We start from the raw sequence: 11,523 nt of genomic DNA on the forward strand, positions 1-11,523 counted from the left end.
GTCAGGGCGCGTGGCAGCGTACATCATCATAATGGAAGGGCAGGCACAACGAAAGCGCTGCCGTGCATGGCAAATGCTGCAAAGCGGCACTGGAATCAATGAAATGGCGGCGATTGGATGCGATAATACCGCTTCTCCAAGCTCGATTGCCTGCCATGCCACAATTTGCTCCGCTTCAGAATGATACTTTCCTGCGCGCGCTGCTGCGCCAGCCAACCGAGCACACGCCTGTCTGGCTGATGCGCCAGGCGGGCCGCTACCTGCCCGAATACCGCGCCACGCGCGAGCGGGCCGGCTCCTTCCTGGGCCTGGCAAAGAATCCCGATTACGCCACGGAAGTGACCCTGCAGCCCCTGGAGCGCTTCCCGCTCGACGCGGCCATCCTGTTTTCCGACATCCTGACGGTGCCCGACGCCATGGGTCTGGGCCTGTATTTCGCCGATGGCGAAGGACCGAAGTTCGAGCGCCCGCTGCGCACGGAACAGGATGTGATGGCCCTGCAAGTGCCGGACCTCGATACGCTCGACTATGTCTTCAAGGCCGTCACGCAGATCCGCACGGAATTGAACGGCCGCGTGCCGCTGATCGGCTTTTCCGGCAGCCCGTGGACCCTGGCGTGCTACATGGTGGAAGGCGGCGGCTCGAAAGAGTTCCACACCATCAAGAAGATGCTGTACAACCGCCCGGAACTGATGCACCACATCCTGGCCATCAACGCCACGTCCGTGGCGCAATACCTGAATGCGCAAATTGATGCCGGCGCGCAAGCCGTGATGATTTTCGATTCCTGGGGCGGTGCGCTGGCCGATGGCGCCTACCAGGAATTTTCGCTGGCCTACATGCAGCAAGTGGTGGCGCAACTGAAGCGCGACAAGGATGGCGTCAAGATCCCTGCCATCGTGTTTACCAAGGGCGGCGGCCAGTGGATCGAGCAGATCGCCGACATCGGCGCCGACGCCGTGGGACTGGACTGGACCGTCAACCTGACGCGCGCGCGCCAGCTGGTGGGCCACAAAGTGGGCTTGCAGGGCAATCTCGACCCCGCCATCCTGTTCGCCAGCCCCGAGCAGATCCGCGCCGAAGTGGCGAAAGTGCTCAACGCGTTTGGCGCGCCATCGGCAGGCACGGGCCACGTGTTCAACCTGGGCCACGGCATTTCGCAGTTCACGCCGCCGGAATCCGTGGCAGCCATGGTGGAAGCCGTGCACAGCATGAGCCGCGCCATGTGCAGCGGCCAGTAAATAGTCAATCAACAACGTCATCAGCGGCGCCCCAGGGCGCCCGGCATGGCAAAAAGGCGGGTTTTCCACAGGAAGCCTGCCTTTTTTCATGGCTGTCGCCCCTGGGGCAATACCGACTTATGCACAATTTTTTTTGCTGCGGAAATAAAAGGCAGTTGAAAAGCCTAGCCCGGGAGATGACTGCAAGTATTTGATTTTTAAGAAATAAAAATTTCAGGTATTAACGATCCTTGCCACAATGAGCAAGGTTGTTCTTCTGGCCGGCAGGCTTATAAGTTCATTGTCCACAAAGTTATCAACAGATTCTGTGGATAAAATTGAAAAGTAATTTGTTAACGGGCACTTAGCGCGCATGTTCAGGTTTCACCTGAAGTGTATGTTGCACTGCATGATATTTAAACAATTTTCTGCCGCGGCGTGGCCGCATTCGCGGGCCTTGCCCGGCAAGCGGCCATTTTGCCAGTGAAAATGTCGAAATCCTTGATTGGCGTCATGCAAAATACATGGATGCTCATGCAAAAAAATTCACAAATGGTTCAGTTATGCACAGAGGGCGGAAAAGTCGCTTGGTTTTTTGCCCTCCCGGGCGTGTATTTTTAAGTGATTGATTTTAAACGATTAAATTTTCTTTCGTGCCCCCTTGACGAGGGTCAAAATTTTCTATCCACATTATTCTGGAAGTTAATTTTGCTTTGTCCACAAAGTTATCCACAGAATTTTCTTCAGGGCAGGTGAGGGCGTCCGCCGCCTCGTGCCGCCCCCCGTTAGGCGTTTGACGGGCGAAACAAGTATCATGGCCGGCTGGCGCCATGCCTGACCTCACGCATCGCCGCACGGCATGCTTTTTTATTAAGATAGGCCATCCCACCCATGCCGCAGTGCATCTTGAAAGTCGCGCTCGACACGCCCCTGAACGCCCTGTTCGACTACCGCTGGCAGGCGGGGGCCGACGCTGACGCGGCATTGCCGCAGGTGGGGCAGCTGGCGCTGGTGCCGTTCGGCCGGCGTGAAGTGATGGGGCTGATCGTCGGCGTGTCCGACAGCACCGACGTGCCCGACGCGAAATTGAAGGAGGTGCTGGCCGTGCGCAGCCAGCTGGCGCCGCTGTCGGCACAGTGGCTGGCGCTGGCCGCCTTTGCCGCCGATTACTACCAGCGTCCGCTGGGCGAGGTGGCGCTGCCGGGCTTGCCGAAGAATTTGCGCGTGCTGACGACGGTGGCGCTCGACCGCGCCATCAAGAAGCTGACCAAGCTGGCCGATGCGCATGACGGCACGCCGCTGAACATGCCGGCGCTCAATCCGGCGCAGCAGGAAGCGGCTGACGCCATCGGCGGCGCCCAGGGTTTTCAACCGACCCTGCTGTATGGCGTGACGGGCAGCGGCAAGACGGAAGTGTATCTGCAGGCGTGCGCCCAGGTGCTGGCGCGCGACGAGGCGGCGCAAATCCTGATCCTGGTGCCGGAAATCAACCTCACGCCCCAGCTCGAAGGCAATATCCGCGCGCGCTTTCCTGGCGTCATGCTGGCCACCCTGCACAGCAGCCTGTCCGAGGGCGAGCGCATGCTGCACTGGCTGGCCGCCCACCAGGGCCAGGCGCGCATCGTGCTGGGCACGCGCCTGGCCATCCTGGCGTCCTTGCCGCAGCTCAAGCTGATCGTCATCGACGAGGAGCACGACCCGTCCTACAAGCAGCAGGAAGGCTTGCGCTATTCGGCGCGCGACCTGGCCGTGTGGCGCGCCTGGCAATTGCAGATTCCCATCGTGCTCGGTTCGGCCACGCCGTCGCTGGAAAGCTGGCACCATGCGCAGACGGGGCGCTACCGCAAGCTGGAATTGCGCGAGCGGGCCGTCAAGAATGCCGTCTTACCGCGCGTCAAGATACTCGACATGGAGCGCGACAAGCCGAAAGATGGCTTGACGTCGCATTTGGTGGCGGCATTGAAGCTGCGCATGGAGCGCGGCGAGCAGTCGCTGCTGTTCCTGAACCGGCGCGGCTATTCTCCCGTCATCTGCTGCGAATCGTGCGGCTGGATCAGCAATTGCACGCGTTGCACTTCGTTCATGGTGCTGCACAAGCCCGAGCACCGCTTGCGCTGCCATCATTGCAGCCTGGAATTGCGCATCCCCCGTCACTGTCCTACCTGCGGCAACGTCGACTTGCAGCCGCTGGGACGCGGCACGCAGCGCGTGGAAGAAGGCTTGCAGCAATTGTTTCCCGAGGCGCGCATCCTGCGCATCGACGCCGATTCCACGCGCAAGAAGGGCAGCGCGCAGGAAGCGTTCGATACCGTGCACCGCGGCGAAGTGGATATCCTGATCGGCACGCAGATGGTGGCCAAGGGCCACGACTTCAAGAAACTGACGCTGGTCGGCATATTGAATCCGGACACGGCCCTGTTTTCCCAGGATTACCGCGCCAGCGAGCGTTTGTTCGCCCAGCTGATGCAGGTGGCGGGCCGGGCCGGACGGGCGGCGCAGACGGAGGGCGGCAGCGTTTCCGAAGTGCTGATCCAGACGCGCTATGCGCGCCATCCGCTGTACGACGCCGTCGTCAACCACGATTACGACCATTTCGCCACCACCCTGCTGGAAGAGCGGGCCCAGGCGGCGCTGCCGCCGTACCTGTTCCAGGCCCTGCTGCGCGCCGAAGCGCCCGAGCTGGCCACGGCCATCGAATTCCTGCAGGCGGCCAAGGAATGCATGGAGCACCCGCAGGTCACCATCAATGATCCGATTCCCATGAGCATGACGCGCGTCTACAACGTCGACCGCGCCCAGCTGCTGCTGGAGTCCCCCTCGCGGCCCGCCCTGCAAGCGTTTTTAAAAGAATGGCTGGGGGAATTGCGCGCCATGAAGACGCGCGTGAAATGGTCGCTGGAAGTGGACCCGCTGGATATCTGATTTAACTGAGGTAATCGCGGCCGGCGCGCACGATCTGTTCCGACAGCAGCTTGGTAAACGGCGTGTCCAGGGTCCACGCATGCCAGCTCAGCGGCACGTCCAGGGTGCGCCCCGGCATCAGGTCCACCAGGCGGTCGGCCAGCAAGGCTTGCGCGGCCAGGCGCTGCGGCACCAGGCCGTAGGCCAGGCTGTCCTGGATGCAGGCGCGGCGCGCCGTTTCCACCGGCAAGCTGTGGTGCGGAAACGGTGCGCGCAGCTGTAATTGTTCGGCGAGGAAACGTGCCAGCAGACCGTGCTGGCCCACCACGGCCGGCGCCAGCTGCACCGCCTCGCTGCTGAAACCATCGCCAAACCAGTGGCCCGCAAACACGGGCGTGGCCACGCAGACATAGCGCAAGGTGCCCAGCGGCGTCACGCTGGTGGCGGCGGACGCATCGGGCGCCACGCCGGACTCGGCCGCCACGCAGCCGAAGACGGAACCATCGCGCACCAGTTGCAAGGCGGCATCGCTGTCGGCCAGGCGCACGTCGAGCTGGCAGCGCGGCGGCGCCAGCAGGGCGGGCAAGGTGTCGGGGAACCACGTGGCCAGGCTGTCGGCATCGATGGCGATGGCGATTTCCGGCATGCTGACGCTATTGCCCAGGTCGATATCGAGCGACGCTTCCATCAGCTTGACGTTGCGGTGATGCACGATCAGGCGCTGGCCCAGCCCCGTCGGCACGGCTGGCTGGCCCCGGATGATCAACAGGCGCCCGCTGGCGTCTTCCAGCGCCTTGATGCGCTGCGAGACGGCCGACTGGGTGATGCCCAGGGCCAGGGCTGCCTTGTCGAAACTGCCGTGGCTGGCTACGGCGTCCAGCACGGCCAGCGCGCGATAATCGAGTGATCCCATTAGCTGTGCTTATAAATTCTAAAAATGATTAGTTATACTAATGCATATATTGCTGCAAAGTAAAACCTTATTTTCAGCAAACGGGTAGTATCGAATGCTGTGAGCAACCTGAAACGGGATGGACAGCAGCATGAAAACACTACGAGTGGATGTGGCCGTGATCGGCAGCGGCACGGCCGGCATGACGGCGCACAAGGCGGCGCGCATGCAGGGCAAGCGCGTGCTGATGATAGAAAGCGGACCCTACGGCACGACGTGCGCGCGCGTGGGCTGCATGCCCAGCAAACTGCTGATCGCGGCGGCCGAGGCGGCCCATGCGGTGGCTGCCGCGCCCGGCTTCGGCGTGCATCCTGGGCCCGTGCGCATCGACGGCCAGCAAGTGATGGCCAGGGTGCGCAGCGAGCGCGACCGCTTTGTCGGCTTCGTGCTCGATGGCGTCAACGCCATTGCCGACGAGGAAAAATTGCGCGGCCATGCGCGCTTCATCGCGCCGGGCAAGCTGCAGGTCGATGAACATACCCTGGTCGAAGCGGCCAGCGTGGTGATCGCCACCGGTTCCACGCCCATCGTGCCGCCCGAGTGGCAGGCGGCGGGCGAGCGCGTCATCACCAGCGACGCCGTGTTCGAATGGACGGACTTGCCGCAGTCGGTGGCCGTCGTCGGCAGCGGCGTCATCGGCCTGGAACTGGGCCAGGCGCTGGCCCGCCTGGGCGTGCGCGTGACCCTGTTTGCGCGCGGCACCAAGGTGGCGCAGCTGACCGACCCGCTCGTGCTGCAGGAGGCGGGCGCCGTGCTGGCGCGCGAGCTCGACATCCGCTTCCAGACCAGCGTTGCCCACGTGGCAAAAACGGCCGATGGGGCCGGCATCCTGCTGACCAGCCGCGATGGCGCCGGCCAGGAAAAAACCGAGCAGTTCGAGTATGTGCTGGCCGCCATCGGCCGCCGTCCGAATGTCGCCCGGATCGGCCTGGAAACGGCGCAGATCGCCCTCGACCGCCATGGCATACCGCTGTACGACAGGCACACCATGCAATGCGGCAAGAGCGCCATCTTCATCGCGGGCGATGCCGACAATGCATTGCCGCTGCTGCCCGAGGCGGCCGACGAGGGCCGCATCGCCGGCGACAATGCGGCGCGCTTTCCGCACGTCAAACCGGGCTTGCGCCGCACGCCGCTGACGATCGCCTTCACGGAACCGCAGGTCGCCACGGTGGGCGCCACTTACCAGCAATTGTGCGCGAGCCACGCGGGCCGCTTCGCCGTCGGCGCCGTGTCGTTCGGCAACCAGGGCCGCAGCCGCGTGATGCTGCAAAACCAGGGTGTGCTGCGCGTGTATGCGGAATTCGGCAGCAAGCGCTTTCTCGGCGCCGAGCTGATCGGCCCACGCGCGGAACACCTGGGCCATCTGCTGGCCTGGGCGTGCCAGGCGCAGCTGACGGTGCCGGCCATGCTCGACATGCCGTTCTACCACCCCGTCATCGAGGAAGGCGTGCGCACGGCCTTGCGCGAACTGGCGCTGCACCTGGAAAAGGACCCGGAACACGCGCCCGGCTGCGCCGATTGCTCGCCTGGCGTGTGAGGGAAATGTGTTGCAACTTTGCGATTTATATAATTATGTAGACAGGCGCACATGATTGCGCGATCATCGCTGCCACATTGAAACATTGATTAAAAGCAAAAAACATTTCAAATGGTTCATGCCAACGATGCCTGGGTGGTACAACTGGCAGTGGCAGCGATGACACGGAGACGATGTGACAATTCGGCGCATACATGCGGGGGAACTGGCGCTGGGCCTGTCCCTGCCCTGGGACGTGCACGGCGAGGCGGGCGGCTTGCTGGCCAAGGTGGGCCATGTGATCCGCAGCGAGCACCAGATCGAGCTGCTGCTGGCGCGCGGCATGATCGCCGATGCCAGCGATGACGAGAGGCGCCCCGGCACGGAGGCGCCGTCGGCCCTGCGCATGCTGAACCGGGCCACGTCCGGCCTGGCGCTGGTCTTGCCGGCCATCGTCGCCGGGCAAGTTGTAGCGCAGGATCAACTGGCGCCGCTGGCGCAACTGGTGGAAGAGGCCGTCACGCTCGACGCCGACGTGGCCCTGGCCTGCATCCTGCACAACCAGGGCGCGGGCGACTTCGCCGTGCGCCACAGCGTCGACACGGCCGTCATCGCGACCATGCTGGCGCGGGCCCTGAAACTCGATGACGCCGCCTTGCGCAGCGTGGTGCTGGCCGCGCTGAGCATGAATGTGGGCATGCTGGCGCGCCACGCGCATTTCCAGCATAAGGCGGATCCGCTGGACGCGCAGGAGCGCGCCTACATCCGTGCCCATCCGCAAGCGGGCGTGGACTTGCTGCGCGCGGCCGGCGTGACGGATCCCGCCTGGCTGCAAGCCGTGCTGCAGCACCATGAAAATGTCGATGGCAGCGGTTATCCGCTGGGCGCCACGGGCGCCGAGATTGGCGTGGGCGCCCGGCTGATCATGCTGGCCGACCGCTATTGCGCGCGCGTGTCGCGGCGCAGCTACCGCAAGCCGCTGTTGCCGAACGTGGCCCTGCGCGAGATGCTGATGGCGGAAAAAGCCACGCTGGACGCGCCGCTGGCCTCGCTGCTGGTGCGCGAGCTGGGCATTTACCCGATCGGCACCTTCGTGAAACTGTTGAATGGGGAAATCGGCGTCGTCACGCGCAAGGGCTTGAGCGCGGCCACGCCCCATGTGCAGTCGCTGATCGGACCGCGCGGCGCGCGCCTGGACGTGCCGCTGCGGCGCGATACGCGCGTGGACTTGCACGCCATCCGCGAAGTGCTCAGCGCGGAGCAGGCGGGATTGCAGTTCCGCCCGGACCAGCTATGGGGCCGCAGCGCCAGGGTGTAGAGCGCCTGGAAAGACGCCCATGGCGTTGTGCATTGCCTCGTCGTACTGGCGTACTGCCTTCGGCAAGGCGCCTGGCGCTGAACGTTTCCAGACGTATATAGCCAACTTAATTGAGCAGCACGCCGTCCAGCCGGCCCTCGGCCGCCAGCTCGCGCATGACGCGCACCGTGTCGATGTCCGATTCCTTGTAGGCGGAACGGCGGAATTCGTCGTACATGGCGTTGGCCGCGTCGGTGGCCGCATCGTGGCCGTCGTCGTACTGGAAGCGCACCCACAGGCTGATCTCGTCGGGCATCTCGATGGTCATCACGAGCGAGGACTTGCTGATATCCTTTTGCGCCGCCACTTCATAGCGCACCTGCATCTGCGGCACCAGCACCACCCTGTCGTTGATCACCAGCTCGCCGTAGCGCAGGCTGCGCGCGAAACCGTTCTCGCTGCGCTCGCTGATCTGGCATTCGTCGAGGTGCGGTACGAACAGTTTCGGCGATTCGGCACGCAAGACGAGGCCGCGCCATACTTGCTCCAGGGACAAGGTGTCGATCAGGGGATTGAGTGGATCGTTGATTTCAATCAGGTGTTCAAATTTCATAGGACAGCCATTCGGTAAGGGGCGCGCACGGGCGATATAGGCGGAATGGTACTCCAGGCGTGGCAACGCCGCACGCCTTCCATGCGCCAAAATGGCGTCAAATGGCGATATATCAATGCCATTGCCTGTTTTTCAGGCATGCGCCATCGTGCAAAAGGCGGGCGCGACGCTGTTACAATGGGCCGCTGTTCCCTCCGGAAATACCCTGATGTCCAAAGCGCCACAATTCGGTCTGAATGCCCCCCAAAGCGAAGCGGTGACCTACCTCGACGGCCCTTGCCTCGTGCTGGCCGGCGCCGGTTCGGGCAAGACGCGCGTGATCACGCAAAAGATCGCCCACCTGATCGAAGACCGGGGCTATGACCCGCGCACCATCGCCGCGTTGACGTTCACCAACAAGGCGGCGCTGGAAATGCAGGAGCGCATCGCCAAGCTGTTGAAACAGCCGCGCCAGGCCAAGCAGTTGACGGTGTCGACCTTCCATTCGCTGGGCGTGAAAATCCTGCGCCAGGAAGCCAATGGCGTGGGGCTGAAAGACCGCTTTTCCATCATGGACAGCGACGATTGTTTCTCCCTCGTGCAAGATCTTGCCATTACCACCGATAAACAGGTGATACGCGGCATCCAGAACGCCATGTCGCTGTGGAAAAACGGCCTGATCGATCCGGACATGGCGCTGGCGCAAGCCAAGGATGAAGACGAGGCGAACGCGGCGCGCATCTACCGCAGCTATGTGGCGACCCTGTCCGCCTATCAGGCCGTCGATTTCGACGATCTGATCCGCCTGCCCGTGGAATTGTTCCGCAACAATGGCCCCGTGCGCGACAAGTGGCAGCGCCGTTTGCGCTATCTGCTTGTCGACGAATACCAGGACACGAACACGTGCCAGTACGAACTGGTGAAACTGATGGTGACGGGCATCGGCAAGAAGCCGATGTTTACGGCCGTGGGCGACGACGACCAGGCCATTTATGCGTGGCGCGGCGCCACCGTGGAAAACCTGAAGACGCTGGAGACGGATTTCCCCGATTTGCGCGTCATCAAGCTCGAGCAGAATTACCGCTCCACCATGCGCGTGCTGAACGCGGCCAATGCCGTCATCGGCAACAACCCGAAGCTGTTTGAAAAGTCGCTGTGGTCCGAGCATGGCCTGGGCGAGCCGATCAAGGTGCTGGGCATGCAGACGGACGAGCAGGAGGCGGAGCAGGTCGCCATCATGATCTCGGCCGACCATTTCGAGCGCAAGAACAAATTTTCCGATTACGCGATCCTGTACCGCGGCAACCACCAGGCGCGCATCATCGAGCAGTGCCTGCGCAAGGAACGCATCCCGTACACGATTTCGGGCGGCCAGAGCTTCTTCGACAAGGCCGAGATCAAGGACATCATCAGCTACCTGCGCCTGCTGGCCAACGAAGACGACGATCCGGCCTTCATCCGCGCCGTGACGACGCCGCGCCGTGGCGTGGGCCAGTCGACGCTGGAGGTGCTGGGGGCGTTCTCGGGCCAGTGGCAGTGTTCGCTGTTCCAGGCCGTCTTCAAGGGCGGCATCGAGGCCAAGCTGACCGATCGCCAGCTGGGGCCGCTGCGCGACTTCTGCAACTTCATCAACGACCTCGAATCGCGCGCCAGCCGTCCCGGCGCGGCCGGCAGCGGCGACAACGCGGCCGAGGTGCTCGATGACATGATGAAGGAAATCCACTACGAATCGTATCTGTACGATGCCTTCGAGGAACGGCAAGCCCAAAGCAAGTGGCAGAACGTGCTGGAATTCGTCAACTGGCTCAAGGAACGGGGCCGGGGCGGCAAGGACCGCGACGGCGAAGAAAAGAACGTGCTGGAACTGACGCAGATGGTGGCCCTGATGACCATGCTCGAGGGCAAGGACGAGGAGCAGGATGCCGTGCGCATGTCCACCCTGCATGCATCGAAAGGGCTGGAGTTTCCGCACGTTTTCCTGGTCGGCGTGGAAGAGGGGATTTTGCCGCACAAGGGCGACGCCGATGCGCCGGCCGAGACCATTGCCGCGCGCATCCAGGAAGAGCGCCGTTTGATGTATGTGGGCATCACGCGCGCCCAGCGCACCTTGCACATTACCTGGTGCAAGAAGCGCAAGCGCGCCGGCGAGCAGGTGCATTGCGACCCGTCGCGCTTCATCAAGGAAATGCAACTCGACGTGGGCGACGCCGTGCCGACGGAGGCGGAAGTGATTTCCCCCAAGGAACGCCTGGCGCGCATGAAGGCGTTATTGGCCGCGCCGAAAGTTTAAATCGCGCTCATGCTTCCACGGCGCCGTCCGGCGTGGCCTTCGCACGATGGCCAGTATCACGGTGCCCAGATTGGTTTCGTGAAAATACACGCGCCAGCCGGGCCCCGTCTGCAAGAACCGCAACTCGCATACGCCTTCCCCTGGCGGCCGCCATGTCGTGCAGGGAATCTTCCCAGCGCCGGTATCGGCCGTCTTGCGCGTATCGATCAGCGTTGGTTCGGGTGGGGGATGCAGTCATTGCAATCGTTTGTTCTCCTTCGTCAAGCGATTTGAGTCGGCCCAAACGAAAGAATCGGCAGCCATCGGGCCCCGTCCGACGACGAATGGAGGAGGTTTGTCCTGGCTCACGCCGTGGCGGCGGTAGAATGCCGCTTTCAGTGAGAAATGAGCGTGAGCACCATGGACAATGCAGAACAGACGGAAATACGTTTCGTCGATATCGAAATCAAGCTGGCGCAGCAGGAAGACCTGGTCGAATCGCTGAACCAGATGGTGTACCAGCAGGGCAAGCGCATCGACCAGCTCGAGGCCATGCTGCACAAGCTGGGCGAGCACGTGCGCGATGGGGCGCAGCAGGCGAATGGCGGGCTGGTCAACGAGCGTCCGCCGCATTACTAAATTGGTATCTTGATGTGGAGGGCATGAAAACCGTTCATCACCGGCTGGCGCGCTACCATCGGTAGTTGCTGGTGACGCAAGTGTTTCAGGCTGTTATTATTTCAGGCTGGCCCGCGACACAATCGCGGCTCTCT

8 protein-coding genes are annotated in these 11,523 nt (G+C 62.8%); 6 read left to right on the top strand and 2 right to left on the bottom strand.

Features of this window, described 5'->3' with window-relative positions:
* The first annotated feature begins 155 nt into the window (after positions 1 to 155).
* Together hemE and AC1RDJ_RS24005 are read left to right on the top strand one after the other, a co-directional pair.
* On the top strand, positions 156 to 1,241 hold the full coding sequence (gene hemE / locus AC1RDJ_RS24000; protein ID WP_493028918.1) for a uroporphyrinogen decarboxylase: 1,086 nt from the start codon (positions 156 to 158) through the stop codon (positions 1,239 to 1,241).
* A gap of 870 nt (positions 1,242 to 2,111) precedes the next feature.
* Positions 2,112 to 4,142 (top strand): primosomal protein N', encoded by a 2,031-nt coding sequence (locus AC1RDJ_RS24005; protein ID WP_493028920.1) that lies wholly within the window; start codon positions 2,112 to 2,114, stop codon positions 4,140 to 4,142.
* Between the two features lies 1 nt (position 4,143).
* Here AC1RDJ_RS24005 and AC1RDJ_RS24010 read toward each other — a convergent pair whose 3' ends face one another.
* On the bottom strand, positions 4,144 to 5,034 hold the full coding sequence (locus AC1RDJ_RS24010; RefSeq protein ID WP_289889580.1) for an ArgP/LysG family DNA-binding transcriptional regulator: 891 nt from the start codon (positions 5,032 to 5,034) through the stop codon (positions 4,144 to 4,146).
* A gap of 130 nt (positions 5,035 to 5,164) precedes the next feature.
* On the opposite strand from AC1RDJ_RS24010, the gene AC1RDJ_RS24015 reads away from it, so the two are divergent.
* Together AC1RDJ_RS24015 and AC1RDJ_RS24020 are read left to right on the top strand one after the other, a co-directional pair.
* Positions 5,165 to 6,613, top strand: coding sequence for a dihydrolipoyl dehydrogenase (locus AC1RDJ_RS24015; RefSeq protein ID WP_493028921.1), 1,449 nt, complete (start codon positions 5,165 to 5,167; stop codon positions 6,611 to 6,613).
* A 175-nt stretch (positions 6,614 to 6,788) separates the two neighbouring features.
* The gene (locus AC1RDJ_RS24020; protein ID WP_071326077.1) at positions 6,789 to 7,910 is read left to right on the top strand and encodes an HD-GYP domain-containing protein; all 1,122 of its coding nucleotides are present in this window, start codon (positions 6,789 to 6,791) and stop codon (positions 7,908 to 7,910) included.
* Between the two features lie 106 nt (positions 7,911 to 8,016).
* Here the strand turns inward: AC1RDJ_RS24020 and AC1RDJ_RS24025 are convergent, their stop codons facing one another.
* Positions 8,017 to 8,502, bottom strand: a complete 486-nt coding sequence (locus AC1RDJ_RS24025) for an SRPBCC family protein (RefSeq protein ID WP_071326078.1) — start codon at positions 8,500 to 8,502, stop codon at positions 8,017 to 8,019.
* 208 nt (positions 8,503 to 8,710) lie between these two features.
* On the opposite strand from AC1RDJ_RS24025, the gene AC1RDJ_RS24030 reads away from it, so the two are divergent.
* Both AC1RDJ_RS24030 and AC1RDJ_RS24035 read left to right on the top strand, forming a co-directional pair.
* Positions 8,711 to 10,771: a UvrD-helicase domain-containing protein gene (locus AC1RDJ_RS24030; RefSeq protein ID WP_071326079.1), complete on the top strand. Its 2,061-nt coding sequence runs from the start codon at positions 8,711 to 8,713 to the stop codon at positions 10,769 to 10,771.
* Between the two features lie 399 nt (positions 10,772 to 11,170).
* The gene (locus tag AC1RDJ_RS24035) at positions 11,171 to 11,389 is read left to right on the top strand and encodes a SlyX family protein (protein ID WP_071326794.1); all 219 of its coding nucleotides are present in this window, start codon (positions 11,171 to 11,173) and stop codon (positions 11,387 to 11,389) included.
* Positions 11,390 to 11,523 lie beyond the last annotated feature (134 nt).

The sequence above is a fragment of the Janthinobacterium sp. GW822-FHT07H10 genome (assembly GCF_058798675.1).